This is a genomic window from Rhodococcus sp. IEGM 1366 (genome assembly GCF_033142425.1).
Lineage (GTDB): Bacteria > Actinomycetota > Actinomycetes > Mycobacteriales > Mycobacteriaceae > Rhodococcus_F > Rhodococcus_F globerula.
Genome location: NZ_JAWLRZ010000009.1, coordinates 226971 through 245112, shown reverse-complemented (window position 1 = coordinate 245112; position 18142 = coordinate 226971). Strand labels below are relative to the sequence as shown.

16 protein-coding genes are annotated in these 18142 nt (G+C 63.5%); 10 read left to right on the top strand and 6 right to left on the bottom strand.

The genetic code is table 11. From position 1 onward, the window contains the following. Positions 1 to 7: 7 nt before the first annotated feature. Complete coding sequence (locus R4P64_RS27265; protein ID WP_317823391.1) at positions 8 to 1408, bottom strand: DUF349 domain-containing protein; 1401 nt, start codon at positions 1406 to 1408, stop codon at positions 8 to 10. A gap of 139 nt (positions 1409 to 1547) precedes the next feature. Between R4P64_RS27265 and R4P64_RS27260 the strand changes: the two genes are divergently transcribed. The 6 genes from R4P64_RS27260 (at position 1548) to R4P64_RS27235 (ending at position 7511) form a co-directional block, all read left to right on the top strand. Further along, positions 1548 to 2279: a class III extradiol dioxygenase subunit B-like domain-containing protein gene (locus R4P64_RS27260; protein ID WP_095886068.1), complete on the top strand. Its 732-nt coding sequence runs from the start codon at positions 1548 to 1550 to the stop codon at positions 2277 to 2279. Next, positions 2276 to 3217 carry a tRNA (adenosine(37)-N6)-dimethylallyltransferase MiaA gene (miaA, locus tag R4P64_RS27255; RefSeq protein ID WP_317823389.1) on the top strand — a complete coding sequence of 314 codons (942 nt, stop codon included), beginning with the start codon at positions 2276 to 2278 and terminating at the stop codon, positions 3215 to 3217. Before R4P64_RS27260 ends, miaA begins: the two co-directional genes overlap by 4 nt. A 50-nt stretch (positions 3218 to 3267) precedes the next feature. Further along, positions 3268 to 3984 carry a class F sortase gene (locus R4P64_RS27250; protein WP_317823388.1) on the top strand — a complete coding sequence of 239 codons (717 nt, stop codon included), beginning with the start codon at positions 3268 to 3270 and terminating at the stop codon, positions 3982 to 3984. Between the two features lie 31 nt (positions 3985 to 4015). Next, positions 4016 to 4885 (top strand): diaminopimelate epimerase, encoded by an 870-nt coding sequence (gene dapF, locus R4P64_RS27245; RefSeq protein ID WP_033234994.1) that lies wholly within the window; start codon positions 4016 to 4018, stop codon positions 4883 to 4885. A gap of 66 nt (positions 4886 to 4951) precedes the next feature. Then, a complete protein-coding gene (gene hflX, locus R4P64_RS27240) occupies positions 4952 to 6487 on the top strand; it encodes a GTPase HflX (RefSeq protein ID WP_092808422.1) in 1536 nt (511 codons plus the stop codon). A 19-nt stretch (positions 6488 to 6506) separates the two neighbouring features. After that, entirely contained in the window at positions 6507 to 7511 is a 1005-nt protein-coding gene (locus R4P64_RS27235) for a hypothetical protein (protein ID WP_317823387.1), read from the top strand. A 66-nt stretch (positions 7512 to 7577) separates the two neighbouring features. On the opposite strand, the gene R4P64_RS27230 is transcribed toward R4P64_RS27235, so the two are convergent. From R4P64_RS27230 to R4P64_RS27215, 4 genes are read right to left on the bottom strand one after another with little or no spacing between them, the layout of a single operon-like run. Beyond that, positions 7578 to 7835 (bottom strand): HPr family phosphocarrier protein, encoded by a 258-nt coding sequence (locus tag R4P64_RS27230; RefSeq protein WP_033234824.1) that lies wholly within the window; start codon positions 7833 to 7835, stop codon positions 7578 to 7580. A 36-nt stretch (positions 7836 to 7871) separates the two neighbouring features. After that, a complete protein-coding gene (locus tag R4P64_RS27225) occupies positions 7872 to 9944 on the bottom strand; it encodes a fructose-specific PTS transporter subunit EIIC (RefSeq protein ID WP_287162422.1) in 2073 nt (690 codons plus the stop codon). Between the two features lie 18 nt (positions 9945 to 9962). Then, on the bottom strand, positions 9963 to 10952 hold the full coding sequence (gene pfkB / locus R4P64_RS27220; protein ID WP_317823386.1) for a 1-phosphofructokinase: 990 nt from the start codon (positions 10950 to 10952) through the stop codon (positions 9963 to 9965). Continuing rightward, entirely contained in the window at positions 10949 to 11716 is a 768-nt protein-coding gene (locus R4P64_RS27215) for a DeoR/GlpR family DNA-binding transcription regulator (RefSeq protein WP_045067396.1), read from the bottom strand. The genes pfkB and R4P64_RS27215 overlap by 4 nt, the downstream gene beginning before the upstream one ends. 205 nt (positions 11717 to 11921) lie before the next feature. Between R4P64_RS27215 and R4P64_RS27210 the strand changes: the two genes are divergently transcribed. The 3 genes from R4P64_RS27210 to R4P64_RS27200 all read left to right on the top strand — a co-directional run bounded on the left by R4P64_RS27210 (position 11922) and on the right by R4P64_RS27200 (position 16216). After that, the gene (locus R4P64_RS27210) at positions 11922 to 13595 is read left to right on the top strand and encodes a phosphoenolpyruvate--protein phosphotransferase (protein ID WP_317823385.1); all 1674 of its coding nucleotides are present in this window, start codon (positions 11922 to 11924) and stop codon (positions 13593 to 13595) included. Positions 13596 to 13640: 45 nt separating this feature from the next. Further along, a complete protein-coding gene (locus tag R4P64_RS27205; protein WP_045067399.1) occupies positions 13641 to 14939 on the top strand; it encodes a uracil-xanthine permease family protein in 1299 nt (432 codons plus the stop codon). Positions 14940 to 15073: 134 nt separating this feature from the next. Beyond that, positions 15074 to 16216, top strand: a complete 1143-nt coding sequence (locus R4P64_RS27200; protein WP_317823384.1) for an acyl-CoA dehydrogenase family protein — start codon at positions 15074 to 15076, stop codon at positions 16214 to 16216. 66 nt (positions 16217 to 16282) lie between these two features. Here R4P64_RS27200 and lexA read toward each other — a convergent pair whose 3' ends face one another. Then, positions 16283 to 17008, bottom strand: coding sequence for a transcriptional repressor LexA (lexA, locus tag R4P64_RS27195; protein WP_033234818.1), 726 nt, complete (start codon positions 17006 to 17008; stop codon positions 16283 to 16285). Between the two features lie 388 nt (positions 17009 to 17396). On the opposite strand from lexA, the gene R4P64_RS27190 reads away from it, so the two are divergent. Then, the gene (locus R4P64_RS27190) at positions 17397 to 18020 is read left to right on the top strand and encodes a LysM peptidoglycan-binding domain-containing protein (protein WP_051730546.1); all 624 of its coding nucleotides are present in this window, start codon (positions 17397 to 17399) and stop codon (positions 18018 to 18020) included. Positions 18021 to 18142 lie beyond the last annotated feature (122 nt).

The window sequence follows — 18142 nt, the reverse complement described above, 5'->3', positions numbered from 1 at the left end:
AATCCTCTCAGTCGTTCACTGCGCCTTCGGCTGCGTCTGCCCACTCTTGCCACTGCTTGGCCTGAGCGCGCGCCTTCTCCGCATCCTTGGTCTTGCCGGCAGCTTCAGCCTTGGCGGCCTGCTCCTCGAACTGCGTGACCCGTTCCTTGAACTGGGCTACGCGGGCGAGGGCCTCCGGGTCGGTACGACGCCACTGTGCGTCGACGGCGTCACGGACCTTGCTCTCGAGAGCGCGAAGCCGTGCCTCGAGGTCCTGCATGCGATCACGCGGGACCTTGCCGATGGCGTCCCACTTTTCCTGCAGGTCACGCAGTGACGCGCGGGCACTGTCGAGGCCGTGCTCGGGATCGATGTTGGCGTGCGAGGCCAACAGCGCTTCCTTGGCTTTTGCGTTCTCCTCGAACTCTGCGTCACGTTCCGCGGCCGCGGCATTACGCGCTGCAAAGAAGACGTCCTGCGCGGTCTTGAACCGGTCCCACAGAGTGTCGTCAGCCTCGCGAGGGGCGCGGCCTGCGGCTTTCCACTCGGTCAGAAGATCGCGGAACTGCCCCGCTGTCGGTCCCCATTCGGTGGACGTCGACAGCTTTTCGGCGCGCTCGACCAATTCTTCCTTGGTGGAGCGGGCGCTGGCCCGGTCGCGGTCCAATTCAGCGAAGTGGGCGCCGCGTCGTCGATTGAAGGATTCGCGGGCCTTGGAGTATCTCTTCCACAGGGCGTCGTCGACCTTACGATCGATACCCCGGATGGTCTTCCACTCGTCGAGAATTTCGCGGAGACGATCGCCCGCGGTCTTCCACTGGGTGGATTGTGTACCGATCTGCTCAGCCTCGGCGGCAAGGGCTTCCTTGCGTGCAGTATTGGTTGCCCGCGACTGCTCCTTCTCCTCCTTGGCGTGAGCTGCGGCTTCGTCCGACCCGGCAACAATGTGATCGAGGCGTGTGGCAAGAGCGTCGAGATCGCCGATCACGGCTGCCGTGGGAAGGGTTTCCAGGAGCGCAACGGCTGCGGCCTTGGTTTTCTTCGCATCACCGGCACCCGAGGTCAGTCGCGCCTCGAGCAGAGTGACCTCGGTGGCGAGGTCGTCGTAGCGGCGACCGAAGTGGGCCAGCCCCTCGGCGGCGTCACCGGCCTGCCAGGATCCGATCTGGCGTTCTTCGTCGGCAGTCTTCACCCAGGCGGTGCCGTCTTCCTCGACGCGGCCGAACTTGCTCGGGTCGCTTGCCGGGGTAGTCGGTACTGCCGGCCGACTGGCAGCCGGTCCTGGCCGTGGCGCGCCTGGTCGCGGTCCACCTGGTTTCGGAGCGCCCGGTTTGGGCGTCGACGCGCTCGGCTTGGCAGCACCGGGGGTTGGTGTGCCGGGTGCCGAGCTGGTCTCTGTTCCGGTGGTGGGTTCGCTGTTCTCGGTCATCGGTCCTCGTCTCTGCCGCGCGTCACGGCTGCCTGATCGCATTCCTGGTTCCATTGAACCCGGTACTCACGTTCTACGACTATTGAATCAGGTAACAGGGTGTCAGGTTGTCACCTCGGGTTGGACTAGCGTGGCATCTGTGTTCACAGCTGCCGCACTGGTCCCGTCACCCCCACTTCTTGTTCCCCAATTGTCGGGCGACTCGGCTCCGGCCGGCGAGGTCAGGGCGGCTGTGCTCCAGGTAGTTCAGGAACTGGCAGCCACGGCGACGCGATGGATCGCCGTGGGCGCCGACACCGAGAAAGTCCTGGAAACGGCTGGAACAGCAGGCGTGGGACGGGGAGAAGTCGGGACCTTTGCCGGCTTCGGAGCTGACGTTCGCACCCGACTCGACGGCGATGCCCGCGGGCCGGTCAATCCGGAGCTGCCGTTGACTGCTCTGGTCGCGGGCTGGCTCCGCGAGCAGGCCGGGCCGGACGTGTCCGTCGATGTACACCTGATTTCAACTAACGCGTCGGTGGACGAATGCCGCACACTCGGCGCGCGGCTGCGTGAACTCCTGGACGCCGGAGACGAGCCGGTCGGCCTGCTGGTCCTCGCTGATGGAGCGTCGACCTTGACGCCCAAGGCGCCGGGCAGCTTCGACGAGCGAGCCGCGCCACTTCAGGCAGTGATCGACGCTGCGCTCGAGCAGGGTGATCGGGCGGCGCTTCTGGACCTGGATCCTGCGCTGTGCGACGAGATAGGTGCGTCGGGCCGGGCCGCGTGGCAGGTCTTGGCGTCGGTCTTCACCGAGCAACCCGACGCGGTGGTGCACTACAGCAGTGCACCGCTTGGCGTCGGCTATCACGTCGGGATGTGGCGCCGGTGAGCAAAACCGCGGATTCCAAAACTGGAGATTGTCGACCCATCGCCGTGGTCGGTCCGACGGCTGCGGGCAAGTCCGATCTTGCGCTCGATCTGGCGCAGGAGTTCGGCGGCGAGATCATCAACATCGACGCGATGCAGCTCTATCGCGGCATGGATATCGGAACTGCAAAACTTCCACCCGGTGAACGTCGGGGGATTCCGCATCACCTGCTCGACGTGCTCGATGTCACCGAGACGGCCACTGTGGCGCGGTACCAACATGACGCCATGACAATCGCGGAGCGGCTGATGGCGGAGGGCAAAGTACCCGTCATCGTCGGTGGTTCCATGATGTACGTGCAGTCACTTCTCGACGAGTGGGCCTTCCCGGCTACGGACCCTGTTGTGCGTGCGCGGTGGGAGGCTGTTCTTGCCGACGAGGGGATTGCGGCGGTGCATGCCGCGCTGGTGGCGGCGGATCCTACCGCGGCTGCGTCGATCCTTCCGACCGACGGTCGCCGCATGGTGCGGGCGCTGGAGGTGGTGGAGTTGACCGGTCAGCCCTTCGCGGCATCAGCTCCGCAGATCGGCGAACCTCGTTGGGGTACAAGGATATTGGGTGTCGATCGGGAGACGGAACAGTTGGATGCGCGTATTCGACTGCGGACGGAGTTGATGTTCGACACCGGTTTGGTCGGTGAGGTCGAGGCGTTGATCGAGCAGGGTCTTCGCGACGGCGTGACCGCGCCGCGAGCGATCGGCTATGCACAGGTGCTGGCGCATCTCGACGGTGAGTACAACCTCGCTGAGGCGCTCGAACGTACCTTCATCGGGACTCGACGATACGTTCGGCGTCAGCGGTCGTGGTTCCGTCGCGATCCGCGAGTGCACTGGCTCGACGGCGGCGCTGACGATTTGCTGGACGCCGCGCGCGCAGCTGTGCTGGGGGAAATTCGCTAGCTGTGCGGCCCGGTGTGTAACGAATCCCCGAATTCAGCTATCTTACAGTTATGGCAATCGGTCATGGCGACCAGCTGACGAAGGGTGAAGAGAACATGGTGCAGACGGCGGCGCACGCTCGAACGCCCCGCAGGCGCAAGACAACTCTGCCCTTGGTTCTTCTCCTCGTCGTGTTTCTCGCGGCGGGTGGCATCCTCGTCTACCTGGCTGTCAGTGCCGCGGGAAAACCGATCAGCGCACCATTGCCCGATGCTCCGTTCGAGGTCGGAACAGCGCCGGACCCCGGCATTGTCTGGGCTGCGGCACCGACCGATCTGCCTCCGAACACACTCGCGATCCCGGACCTCGACGTGCGGGCCGACATCGTGACCAGTGGTCTGGGCGCCAATCGCGGCATGATCCTTCCGCACCCCGACAAGGTCTCGCACTTCCTCAACGACGTACATTTCGGTGAGCCGGACGGCACCAATCTTGTTGCCGGGCACGTCGACGACGGCGACCGCACCCACGGCGCGCTCTGGCCGTTGCACCAGATCAAACCGGGAACGCCGATCTACGCCACCGACGACGCGGGCACCATGTACACATACACCGCGGCGAGTCTGAAGCTCTACGAGAAGGTGGCGTTGCCGGCCGAGTTCTTCGAGGACACGGGTGCACCGAGGCTGGTTCTGGTTACCTGCGGCGGCCCGACGGTTCCTGATCCGTCGATGCCCTCCGGATTCACTTATGAGCACAACCTGGTGGTCACGGCCTCGCCGGCGTAAGGGTCCGGTAGGTCCGGATAGGATGGCGCTCATGGATTTCAGCAAGGGTCACGGCACTCAGAACGACTTTGTCGTGCTTCCCGATCTCGATGTCGCGATCGATCTCGAGCCGGCGCGCGTCGCCGCGCTCTGTGACCGTCGTCAGGGATTGGGCGCCGACGGGATTCTGCGTGTCGCGCGGGCCGGTGCACTCGCCGATGCCGGTGTCCTGACCGAGATTCCGACGGGAATTGCCGCCGACGACTGGTTCATGGACTACCGCAACGGCGACGGCTCGATCGCCGAGATGTGTGGCAACGGTGTTCGGGTGTTCGCGCATTACCTGACTGCCTCCGGCCTCGAGAACCGTCGCGAGTTCGTGGTCGGCAGCCGGGCCGGAGCGAGGCCGGTGGTAGTTCACGCCACAGGCGCCACCGCGGGTGATGTGACCGTAGGCATGGGAACCGTCACCGAGTTGGGGACCAGCAGCGCCAGCATCGAAGGCAGGGCCTTCACCGGGCTGGGAATCGATGTCGGCAATCCGCACCTGGCCTGCGTCGAGAAGGATCTGCACGCCGAGCAGTTGGCGGCCCTCGATCTGTCCATCGCACCGGCATTCGATCCGGCGTTCTTCCCGCATGGCGTGAACGTTGAATTCGTGACGCCACTCGAAGACGGCGGCGTCAGCATGCGGGTGTACGAGCGCGGTGTCGGCGAGACGCGCTCGTGTGGCACCGGAACTGTTGCCGCAGCCGCTGCGGCGCTGCGCCACGACGGTCGCAGCGACGGCACCGTCACCGTCAAGGTTCTCGGCGGCGCGGTTCAGGTTGCGATCGACAAGGGTGTTGCCGAGCTTCGCGGACCGTCGGTTCTGCTCGCAGCCGGATCGATCAGCGATGACTGGTGGCGATCACTTGCGTGAGCTGCGTATGCCGTGCGCGAAAAGCGGATGCGCCGCTGTGAGGTTTCGTGGGAACATGGATCTTGTATGACGAAATCACATGACAATCAAGAATCCACTGCAGACGAGTCTGCAGAATCGTTTGCTGCCGACTCAGGTGCCGACTCTTCACCGGCAGGCGAGCAGGCCGAGTACACAGCCGACGAGTCCGACTACGCAGCGTCTTCCGGTTCGGGAAACCCGTCGGTTGGCGAGATGCAGCTTTCCGAGCGTGGTGCATTGCGCCGCGTTGCGGGACTGTCCACCGAGTTGGAAGACGTCACCGAGGTCGAGTACCGCCAGTTGCGCCTCGAGCGTGTTGTCCTGGTCGGTGTCTGGACCCAGGGAACTGCTGAGCAGGCAGAGTCCAGCATGGCCGAGTTGGCTGCACTGGCGGACACGGCCGGTTCAGAGGTTCTGGACAGCTTGGTACAGCGCCGCGACAAACCCGATACGGCTACGTACATCGGCTCCGGCAAGGCCCAGGAACTACGTGAAATCGTGCTCTCGACCGGCGCCGACACGGTCGTCTGCGACGGTGAATTGACACCTGCGCAGCTCACCGCGCTGGAGAAGATCGTCAAGGTCAAGGTCATCGACCGCACGGCCCTGATTCTCGATATCTTTGCTCAACACGCCACGTCCCGCGAAGGTAAAGCTCAGGTCGCTTTCGCTCAGATGGAGTACATGCTTCCTCGCCTGCGTGGTTGGGGCGAGTCGATGTCGCGCCAGGCTGGTGGCCGTGCCGGTAGCAACGGCGGTGTGGGCCTGCGTGGTCCCGGTGAGACCAAGATCGAAACCGACCGTCGACGCATTCGTGAGCGCATGGCAAAACTGCGGCGCGAGATCAAGGCCATGAAGGCGGCCCGTGACACCAAGCGGACGCGTCGATTGCGCAGTGACATCCCCGCTGTTGCCATCGTCGGCTACACCAACGCCGGTAAGTCGAGCTTGCTCAATTCGCTCACCGGGGCAGGCGTACTGGTGGAAAACGCACTGTTCGCCACCCTGGATCCGACTACTCGTCGGGCGTCGCTCGAAGACGGCCGCGAGTACGTACTGACCGACACCGTCGGTTTTGTTCGGCACCTTCCTACCCAGTTGATCGAGGCATTCCGCTCGACCCTGGAAGAGGTTGCCGACGCGAATCTGCTGATGCACGTCGTGGACGGTTCCGATGCATTGCCCACCGAACAGATCAAAGCCGTCCGGGAAGTGATCACGGACGTTCTGCGCGAGACCAATTCGCCTGCGCCTCCGGAGTTGATCGTGGTGAACAAGATCGACGCCGCAGATCCGGTGACGCTCACGCAATTGCGTGCGTTGCTTCCCGGCGCCGTGTTCGTCTCAGCCAAGACGGGCGAGGGAATTGCGGAACTGCGAGCCCACCTTGCCGAGGTTCTGGTACGCCCCGACGTGGAAGTCGACGTTCTGGTTCCGTACCACCGCGGCGATCTGATGGCCAAGATCCATTCCGACGGAACAATTCTGGAGTCGGCTCACGAGGAATCGGGAACCCGGGTTCACGCGCGCGTTCCACAGATGTTGGCATCGGCTCTGGTCGAGTACGCACCGAGTGCGTAGTTGGTCGAGTACACACCGAGTGCGTAGTTCGCGCCTCGCGACTGTCGCCGCCACCGGTGCGCTGGTGGTCCTGCTGTCCGGAAGTGCTGGAGCGCAATCGAATACACCCGTCCCGGAGACGGGTGTATTCGAGCCACTCTGCACACCGACCGATCCCGGACTCGAGGAACTCTCCGGCATGGTGGCCGTCGGCAACCGGATCTACGGGGTCGGCGACAGTGGAAACGACGAAGTTGTCCTGGAACTGGACACCGATTGTGTTGTGCGAAACCGGATTCCCGTTCCGATCGACCCGTACGACATCGAGGATCTCGCGTGGTACGACGGATCGCTGATTCTCGCGGACATCGGCGATAACCTCAGAACCCGCGAGACCGTTGCGTTCATCACGCTCGACCCCGCGTCGGGTAGCGCGTCGTTGCATCGCGCGACCTACCCAGACGGACCGCACGACGCCGAAGCAGTGCTGGTCGATCGAAGTGGCCGCGTATTCGTCGTCACGAAGGAACTTTTCGGAACGAGCAGTATCTACACACCAGCGCAGGGCCAGAGTATTTCCGCGCTGGCCGAACCCGGGCCGACACCGCTGACGCGAGTCGGAACACTCAGCACAGGGGACGGGACTGCCGCTTGGATGTTCACCGGCGGCGCGGTGTCCGCAGACGGTTCGGTGGTGGCCCTGCGGAATTATTCGGATGTCTATCTCTACCGGGTCGGAGAGAAGGGGATCGGCGCCGCACTCACCGAGGGGCAGCCGCTACGCATCCCGACGCCGTATCAACCTCAAGGTGAGTCCGTCACCTTCACGGAAGCCGGCGATCTGGTGATCGGTTCCGAGTCGAAGGGTGAAGCGCTTCCGCCTCTGTACGTCTTGCGCGGCGCAGTCGAGATGGCACTCGCGTCGCAAAACGGAGAGTCAGCGGGCGAAGAGTCGAGCAACGCAGCGGTGTGGGGCATTGCCGGCGGTGTTGTTGTGATCGCCATAGGCGGTGGTTTGCTCGTCCGCTTCCGAAGGCACAGATAGAAGCACAGTAGATAGAAACACCAAAGCCGGACACTCATACGAGCGTCCGGCTCTGGTGACGGATATTCAGGCGTCGAGATCGGCAGCAACCAACTCGGCAACCTTCTCGAGGGCGTCGATGTCGTCGGATTCGATGGTGACTTCGGCACCCTTGGCGGCGCCGAGCGTCATGATCATCAGCGCCGAGCCTGCGTCCACGGGTTCTTCGCCGGCAACGGCGAGAGTCACGGTGGCTCCAGAGGCGCCCACCGCTTCGGCGATGAGGGCAGCGGGGCGCGCGTGGAGGCCAACTGCGGAACCTACGGCAACTGTCTTACTTGGCATGAGAACTCCTCAGGGTGGTGGTGGGTGTGATGTCGATCATGCCGCAGCGGGCACGATTTCGGGGTCCAACTCGGCGTCTGTCGGGCCACTGCGGATGAACTGTTTTGCGCCGATGACCGCCAGCGCAGCTACGACGGTTCCGGCGGCGAGAGAAACCAGGAACCAGCCGATTCCGCCGACTGCGAAGAATACGAAGATTCCGCCGTGCGGAGCGCTCAGTGTGACGTCGAATGCCATGATCAGACCGCCGGTGATGGCGCCGCCGGCCATCATCGAGGGAATGACACGCAACGGGTCGGCAGCGGCAAAGGGGATGGCGCCTTCGGAGATGAAGGCAGCGCCGAGCAACCAGGCAGCTTTTCCGTTTTCACGTTCTGCTTCACTGAACAACTGGGGGCGCAGGACGGTGGATGCAAGTGCCATTGCGAGCGGCGGGACCATGCCGGCCGCCATGACGGCGGCCATGATGCGCAGCGATGCGGGGTCGTCGACGTTCAGACCGGCTACGGCGAAGGCGTAAGCAGCTTTGTTGACCGGTCCGCCCAGGTCGAAGCACATCATCAGGCCGAGGATGATGCCGAGGAAGATGGCGGAGCTACCCGAGAGTCCGTTGAGCCAGTCGGTGAGTCCGGTGGTGATCGCGGCCAAGGGGCGGCCGAGGACCAGGAACATCAGCGCGCCGACGATCATGGTGGCGAACAGCGGAATGATCACGACGGGCATCAATCCGCGGAGCCACTGCGGTACGGAGATCCGGCCGATGTACAGCGCGACCACACCGGCGATCAGACCGCCGACGAGGCCGCCGATGAATCCGGCCCCGACAAAGACGGCTACCGCGCCGGCCGTGAAACCGGGGGCGATACCTGGCCTGTCGGCGATGGCAAAGGCTATGTAACCCGCGAGCGCCGGCACGAGGAAGCTGAAGGCCAGCGAACCGATCTGGAAGAGTACGGCGCCGAGGTAGGTGGCGAGGCCGCCGTCAGGCAGGTTGGTCAGTGAGTTGTTGAGAACGATGTCCCCGGCGGGACCGGAGATTTCGTAACCGCCGAGGAGGAAGCCGAGTGCGATGAGCAACCCACCGGCGGCGACAAACGGAATCATGTAGCTGACACCGGTCAGAAGGACCTGCCGCAGGTGCGTGCCGAACCCGACGTCGCCGGTCTCGCCGTCATCCGCGCCGGCAGCGGCAGTCCCGTCCACCGTTGCCGCTGAGGGATTGTCAGCGGCGCGGAGTGCTTCGGCCAGCATCTTGTCCGGTTCGTTGATCGCCCGTTTCACTCCGGACGCCACGACGGGTTTACCGGCGAACCGCTCGCGGCCCTTCACCCCGACATCGGTGGCAAAGATGACGGCCGCGGCACTTGCGATCAGCGACGGAGAGAGCGGTGTGCTGCCGCTCGAACCCTGTGTTTCCACGTGGACCGTGACACCGGCGCGTTCACCGGCGGCAACGAGCGAATCGGCGGCCATGTAGGTGTGAGCGATGCCGGTGGGGCAGGCCGTGACGGCAACGACGTGACGCTCGGCAGCGGCAGGCGCGGCCGGTTCCGGCGGCGTCGGCTCGGCTGAGTGTTTCGCTGTGGAAACAGCGGCAGCTGCCGGCTCTGGAGTAGACGGCTTTGCCGGTGCCGGATTGAGCACCTCGTCGACCAACCGCACGATCTCATCCGGCGTCGGGGCTTCCCGAAGGGATGTGACAAATGCGGGTCGCACCAGGGCGCGAGCCAGCGACGACAGGAGCTTCATGTGTTCTGCGCCGGCGCCCTCGGGGGCGGCGATCAGGAACACCAGGTCGGCAGGACCGTCCGGGGCTCCGAAGTCGACCTTCGGATCGAGGCGCGCAAACCCCAGCGACGCCGACGTCACGGCCTCGGCGCGGCAATGCGGGATCGCGATTCCGCCGGGTAGGCCGGTGGCGGACTGCGCTTCGCGGGCCAGGGCGGCGTCGACCAGACCGTCGGCATTGTCGGCGCGTCCCGCCGCGGTCAGTCGCGCGGCCAGCGCACGGATGACGTCCTCTTTCGAGGCGCCGAGGTTGGTGTCGAGTGAGATCAGTTCTGGGCTGATGATCGGGGAGCCGGAACTGCGTGCGGTGGGTTCGGACATGTCGATTTCCTTACGGCGTCAGGCGAGTTCGGTGGGCAGGGCGGGTGCGGATGTGGCAGACGAGATCGTGACGCCTGCAAGATCGACTTGATCTGGAGTCGGGAGGGTAGTGCCGGGGAGGGAGGCGGCAGCGCTTCCGTAGGCGACAGCGTGGCGAAGGCATTCACCTGGATCAGCCCCGGCGGTCGCCGCGAGGATGTATCCGGCAAGTGAGGAATCGCCCGCGCCGACGGTACTGACCGCGACGATCGGGGGAGCGGTGGCAATCCAGGTGCCTTCGGCGGTGACCAATACGGCTCCCGCTGCTCCGAGAGTCGCGAGCACCGCGCCGACACCGCGTTCGACCAGAAGAGTGGCCGCAGCGATCGCCGGCCCCGGATCGCCTTCTTGTGCAGCATTTTCCAGGGCATTGCCGTCGACGCCGGTGAGTTGCGCCAACTCCTCGCCGTTGGGCTTGAGGAGATCCGGCGCCGTGAGCGGAAAGTTCTCGGCAAGAGCGGACAGTGGCGCGTCGGAGGTGTCGACCGCGACCTTGCAGGGGTGATCGCGCAGTGCCGCAACAAGTTCGCCGTACCAGCCGGGATCAACGCCAGGTGGAATGGAACCGGACAGCACAATCCAGCTGGCTACATCTGCTCGTGAAACGAGTTCGCGTGCCAGGTTGTCGAGTGTCGTGCCGGAGAGGGCCGCGCCAGGTTCGTTGATCTTTGTTGTGGTTCCGTCCGGTTCGGAGACGGTGATGTTGGTGCGAGCGAGGCCCTCGGTTGCGACGCCGAGGTGGGGGATTGCGCCATCTGCAAGTGTGCTGAGAAGCGGGTCGCCCGGGTTTCCGGGAAGAATCGCGAGAACCTCGAGTTTCGCCGCGCTCAGGACGCGTGCCACGTTCACCCCCTTGCCGCCCGGATCGCTGCGCGTGGAGTGGGCTCGCAGGACTGAGCCACGCTGGAGTGGTTGCTCCAGTTGCACCGTTCGGTCGATGCTCGGGTTGGCTGTCAGGGTGACGATCATGCGATGACTACCTCGATTCCCTGGTCGTGGAACTCGGACGTGTCGGTCGGGGTGATGTCCTCGTCGGTGATGAGGACGTCAATGCTGCTCAACGGCGCGAAGCTGATGAGATGCTCGCGGCCCACCTTGCTTGAATCTGCCAGTACCACTACGTGATTGGCGGCCTTGACCATTGCTCGTTTGACTGCTGCCTCCTCGCTGTCCGGGGTGGACAGTCCGTGTCCGAGGCTGATGGCATTTGTGCCGATGAAGGCGACATCGACACGCAAGGTGCCGAGCAGTCGTAGTGCGTCCTCGCCGACCGCTGCTTGGGTGACTCCGCGAACCCGGCCGCCGACGAGGATGAGCGATACCGAGTTCATCGACGCGAGTCGCGCTCCGATCGGAACGGAATTGGTGATCGCAGTGAAGTCGAGATCGGTCGGAATTTCGGTAATCATCCGACCGGTGGTGGTGCCGGCGTCGAAGAGTGCGCTACCGCCGTTCGGCGGCAGGTACGACAGCGCGCAACGGGCGATGCGGTCTTTCTGTTCCGCGCGGGTTTGATCACGTTCGGCCATGCCGGGTTCGGTGACGTGCAGTGAAGCGGTGGGTACTGCGCCGCCGTGGACGCGTCGTACCTGCCCGATTCGTTCGAGGAAGGCCAGATCGCGTCTGACGGTTTCGGTGGTGACGCCGAAGGTCTCGGACAGTGCCGCCACGGACATGCGTCCTCGCTGCGACACCATCGTGCCTATCGCTTGTTGGCGTTCTTCCGCGTACACAGTCTCTCCGTTGCTGGTGCCGGTCGTGATTCGCGGGTGCGGTGCGAGTCACAGTCAATGTTGCTTTATGTTGTTTTACGCCCGAGTGTGTTGACATGTCAAGAGTTGCGAGTAATCTTCGTCACAACAAAGCTGAACAGGAAGTCGGCGCGGCGTGGGACCTACGGTTGGTGGCCAGTCGGGCAAATCGTTTCTAGGAGGACCGATGACCGAACAGATCGATATCGCGAGTGTGCATGGAACACCGGTTGTTCCCGGAGTCGCTTACGGCCCGGCAATCTGGCCTTCCCGGCGCCCCGAGTTGATCGCAGAAGCCCCACCGCTGGACGAGTCGGTTCGGGCAGCCGCCCAGGACGATTTCATCGCCGCGGCCAAGGCGGTGGAAGGGCGACTGCTTGCCAGGGCGGCCTCTGCGACCGGAGCTGCCGCTGAGGTGCTCACCGCCAATGCGGCTATGGCAGCTGACCGGGGCTGGATCGGAATAGCGCAAAAATCCATCGCTGCCGGGGTTCCTCCGGTTCAGGCCACTATTGCGGCGACCGAACAGTTCGTGACGATGTTCACGAAACTCGGCGGGGTGATGGCAGAGCGTGTGACGGACCTCAAGGACATTCGCGATCGGGTGATCGCCGAGCTGTCCGGACTGCCGGAACCCGGAATTCCCGCCCCCGAGACGCCGTCCGTTCTGTGCGCCGACGATCTTGCGCCGGCTGACACGGCTGGTCTCGACGCGACCAAGATCATCGGGCTCGTCACGGTTCTTGGTGGTCCCACCAGCCACACCGCGATCATCGCGCGCCAACTGGGGATTCCGTGCATCGTGGCAGTCAAGGATCTCGAGACGGTTCAAGCCGGTACTCCCGTACTGATCGACGGGACCACCGGTGAGGTGATCAGCAATCCCGATGCAGACAAGGCAAAGGCGCTGGTCGAGCAGTCCAGACTCGAGCGTGAGCGGGTCAGCACCTGGGTGGGCCCAGGGCGCACAGCCGACGGTCGGCCCGTCGACGTACTGGCCAATGTCCAGGACGGCGCGGGTGCCCGGGCGGCAGCGCTCACCGCTGCCGACGGTATCGGACTGTTTCGGACCGAACTGTGTTTCCTCGGACGTGAGACGGAGCCGACGGTCGACGAGCAGGCGGCAATCTACACCGAAGTTCTGGAAGCGTTTGCGGGCAAGAAGATCATCGTCCGCACCCTCGATGCCGGGTCGGACAAGCCATTGAAGTTCGCCAATCATCAGGAGGAGGCGAATCCCGCTCTCGGTGTTCGAGGCGTCCGAATTGCCTGGCAGGACATGGGAATTCTCGATCGGCAACTCGACGCGATCGCCGCTGCAGCAGCTCGTACGGGCTCGTCGCCGTGGGTCATGGCGCCGATGATCGCGACCCCGGCGGAAGCCAAGCGCTTTGCCGAGGCCGTCCGAGTCCGTGGCCTCGTTCCCGGCGTCATGGTCGAGGTCCCGGCTGCGGCTTTGCTCGCTGATCAGATCCTCGAGCACGTCGAGTTTCTCTCCATCGGCACCAACGACTTGGCTCAGTACACGATGGCCGCCGATCGGATGTCGTCAGAACTCGCGGAGCTCACCGATCCGTGGCAACCGGCGGTGCTCGCATTGGTTGCTCGTACCGCGCAGGCCGGTCAGGCAGTCGGCAAGCGCGTCGGTGTGTGCGGAGAGGCGGCGGCCGACCCGTTGTTGGCGTGCGTTCTTGCCGGACTCGGTGTTTCGTCACTCTCGTGTGCTGCCGCGTCCGTTGCGGGCGTCGGCGCCAAGGTCGGTTCCGTCACCATGGAGCAGTGTGTCGCTGCGGCTGCCGCAGTACTTGCCACTGGCGATCCGGCGTCGGCACGAAAGGCTGCTGCACTCGCCCTGAGTTGAACCGAATGAGGTCGCAGTACCAGCACTGACCTAGTATTTCGGGCTGTGACTAAACGAGAAACGACGACCGGGGCCAGCGGAATCGGTTGGACTGTCCACGGCGACGGTAAACGAATTGCCGACGGCGCCGTGGTGCGCCCGGACGAACGGCTCAGTTGGCCCCGAACCGTCGGCATCGGGATGCAGCACGTCATCGCGATGTTCGGCGCGACACTGCTCGTGCCGACGATTACCGGCTTTCCGGTCACGACCACTCTGCTGTTCTCGGGTATCGGTACCGCGCTGTTCTTGATCATCACCAAGGGACGGATTCCGAGTTACCTCGGTTCGTCGTTTGCGTTCATCGCGCCGCTGACGGCGTCGGCTGGGTCCGGCCCGGCCGCGCAGCTCGGTGCGGTCATGGCGGTCGGTATCGTGCTGATGCTCATCGGTGTAGCCGTGCGCGTGATCGGCGGACGGGTGATCGACGCGGTCATGCCCCCTGTGGTGACCGGTGCTGTCGTGGCGTTGATCGGTCTGAACTTGGCGCCGACCGCAGCCGCGTCGTATCAGTCGCAGCCCCTGATCGCGACAGTGACGTTGTTCTCGATTCTTCTGGTCACCGTGGTCGGACCGGGCTTGCTCGGCCGGCTCGGAATCCTTGTCGGCGTCGTGATCGGCTGGGTTTTTGCCGCAATCTACGGTGGCCTCGACAGCGAGCGCGTCACTGCACTGCGCGAGGCCGACTGGTTCGGTGTCCCGAGCCTGCACGGCCCGTCGTTCGACTGGTCGGTCATCGTATTGGCGCTGCCTGTCGTGATCGTTCTGGTCGCCGAGAACGTCGGACACGTCAAGGCTGTGTCGGCGATGACCGGCAAGTCGTTGGACGACCTGGCCGGAAACGCACTCTTTGCCGACGGCCTCGCAACTACGTTGGCCGGCGCGGGCGGAGGATCAGGAACTACGACGTATGCCGAGAACATCGGCGTGATGGCGGCTACCCGCGTCTACTCGACTGCGGCGTACTGGGTCGCGGCGGCCACGGCGGTCGTCCTGGCTTTCTCGCCCAAGTTCGGCGCGCTGGTGTTCACGGTTCCGAACGGCGTCATCGGTGGCGCGACCATGGTGCTGTACGGCCTCATCGGCATTCTCGGTGTTCGGATCTGGATGGAAGCGAAGGTCGATTTCACCGATCCGGTGAATCTCACCGTGGCCGCTGCCGCACTGGTCGCCGGTATCGGCAACCTGACACTCACCATCGGCTCGGTGGAACTCGGCGGCATCGCCTGGGGCTCGATCGGCATCCTCGTCGCCTACCCGGTCATGCGCTATCTAGCTAAATTCCGTACTTCGAGTAACAGGTAACCGGTACAGTCACGAATCGTGATCGTTCGAGTCATCGACGCGTGCTCGCAGGAGTTCTACCGTCAGAACGACAGTCAGGTGGGACGAGTGGACATCCGTTCGCCCCGTGATGCATCGAAGCAGTAGGAGCTGGCGTGGAACGTACCCTGTTCGAACCGGAGCATGACCTTTTCCGGGAGTCCTTCCAGAAGTTCTTGGCACAGCATGTTGCACCTTTCCACAATCAGTGGGAGGAGCAGAACATCGTCGATCGTGGCGTGTGGGTCGAAGCCGGAAAGCAGGGCTTTCTGGGAATGGCCGTTCCCGAGGAATTCGGTGGCGGCGGTGTAAAGGACTTCCGCTACAACGCGATCATCACCGAGGAAGCCACCAAGGGTGGGTACAGCGGGCTCGGCTTCACCCTTCACAACGACGTTGTGGCGCCGTACCTACTCGATCTGTGCAACGACGAACAGAAGCAGCGCTGGCTACCGGGATTTGCATCGGGCGAGCTGATCTCCGCGATCGCGATGACCGAACCCGGCACGGGCAGTGACCTGCAGGGCATCAAGACCAAGGCAGTTCGCGACGGTGACCACTGGATCCTCAACGGGTCCAAGACGTTTATCACCAACGGCATCAACGCCGATCTCGTCATCGTGGTGGCATGTACCGATCCAGACAAGGGCGCACAAGGCTTCAGCCTCTTTGTGGTCGAGCGCGACATGCCGGGCTTCGATCGCGGGCGCAACCTCGACAAGATCGGCATGAAGGCACAGGACACCGCCGAACTCAGCTTCACCGACGTTCGGGTGCCCGCTGCCAACTTGCTCGGTGAAGAGGGAATGGGCTTCCTCTACCTGATGAAGAACCTTCCGCAAGAACGTCTTTCCATCGCAGTGGTAGCTGCCGCGGCCATGGAATCCGTTCTCGAGAAGACCATCCAGTACTGCCGAGACCGCAAGGCATTCGGCAAGTCGATCGGCAGCTTCCAGAACACCCGATTCGTGCTAGCCGAATTGGCGACGGAGACCACCGCCGTCCGTGTTCTCGTCGACAAGTTCATCGAGCAGCTCAACGCCGAGAAACTGACGGTTCAGGAAGCCGCAATGGCCAAGTGGTGGACCACCGAGGCCCAGGTCAAGCTGATCGACCGTTGCCTCCAGCTTCACGGCGGCTACGGATACATGAAGGAATACCCGGTTGCCAAGGCGTACATGGATTCCCGCGTGCAGACCATTTACGGCGGCACGACTGAAATCATGAAGGAAATCATCGGACGGTCCCTGAACCTCTGATCGAAGCAGCGACAACTATGGCCCCGGCATCAGCCGGGGCCATAGTTGGTTTTTGATCTGTACGCGTCAGATCTTGCGCATCACGGTGACTACCTTGCCGAGAATGACGGCATTGTTACCGGAGATGGGTTCGAACAGGGGATTGTGCGGCATCAGCCACACGTCCTTCTTGACCCGCTTGAATGTCTTGACCGTCGCCTCGCCGTCGATCATCGCAGCAACGATGTCGCCGTTCTCGGCGACATTCTGCTGACGCACGACTACCCAGTCACCGTCGCAGATCGCAGCTTCGACCATGGATTCACCGACAACCTTGAGCATGAACAGCGATCCCTGCCCGACCAATTCGCGGGGGAGTGGGAACACGTCTTCGACGGCTTCTTCCGCAAGAATCGGCCCGCCGGCAGCGATGCGACCCAGGACCGGCACAAATGCAGGCTCAGGAAGCGGATCGCCCGCGGCGCTACGAATCTCCGACGCATGCCTCGTCACCGAAGCGATAGCGGTGTCGGCGGCAACCTCGTCCAGTCCTCGGACATCCACCGCTCGAGGGCGATTGGGGTCGCGGCGAATGAAGCCCTTGCGCTCGAGTGTGCGGAGTTGATGCGCGACCGACGACGTCGACGTCAGTCCCACCGCATCGCCGATCTCCCGGATGCTGGGCGGGTATCCACGCTCGCTCACCGAATCCCGGATCACTTCGAGAACGCGGCGCTGCCGCTGGGTGAGAGCTTCGGCTGACGTCGCGGCAACGCCTGCCGTTGCGGCACTTGTGGAGCGATCGTCCTTCATGGCGTTGAGCCTTCCGTGTTTGCGGTGATTGCGGTGATTGCGTGTTTGGGTGATTGCTTGTCTACGAGCGGTGGATATCAGGATTATCGGCGGTGCAGTGACTATTCGGTCGAACTTTGTTGTCCCGGTCGATCTTTGTTGTCGGTGGTGCGTGGTTCTCTGTGCGTACACGTCGCCCCGGGAGTCCCAGTTCGGAATTCCCATTGTGTGACCTGACACGAATCTAGTCGCATTTGCTCGCGGTTTCAAACATCTGTTCGACCTGTGTCGCTCGAATAGAAGACTTTGTCAGTCAGACGTGGTAGAAATTCGAACATGCGTTCCATCGAACGCAGGTTCGAACCGCTAACGAGTTCGAATGAGCCGGTGTAGATCCGCGGAGGTCAAGATGGGCAACGCAGCACTGAAGTACGACGCAGCTTTCGAGTACGACCCAGCTTCTGATCAGGCACTTCCGGATCCTCGGGTGGCGCCGAAGTACCACGCGTCGTTCTACGATGCCGCGCCATACGACGAGGCCGTCGGGGCGATGGCTTACCGCGTCCGCCGCGAGACGCCGGAATTTCGCGGACGTCGTGACTCCGTTCGTGAGCCGGTTGGTGATCGCCGATTCGATCGAGATTCGGATTCTTCACGGCCACATAGCGGGAACTTCGAACACCGCAATCGAGTGGGAGTGTCGCGGGCGCCTCATATTGTCCATGTCGATCGTGTCGGTTCCGACGGCGTTGGTTGGCGGAGTATGGCCACGGGAGTGCTGTTGACGGCCGTTGCGGTGCTCGGTTTGGTAGGGCTCGCGGCTGTGTCCACAAGTGGTGCTTCGGATCCGGTCGGTGCTACCTCCGTTGTGCGCGTCGCAGCGGGTGAATCGTTGAGCGACATCGCAGCCGATATTGCTCCCGGTCAATCGGTGGGGGTCGTCATCGAGCGGATCATGGATCTCAATGCAATGAATGATTCCAGGCTGAAAGTAGGCCAGACGCTGATTGTTCCTGCCGCGCAGGGGCGTTGACGTAAGCGCAGTGCAAGTCGAGGTCTCGCAGTGCGCGGGTGATCGGCACTCGGTGGCCGGAGAAGGACCGAGCATGCGTTCGGGTGGTGTCGAACGAGTAAGCTGTGAGCTTGACAGTCACA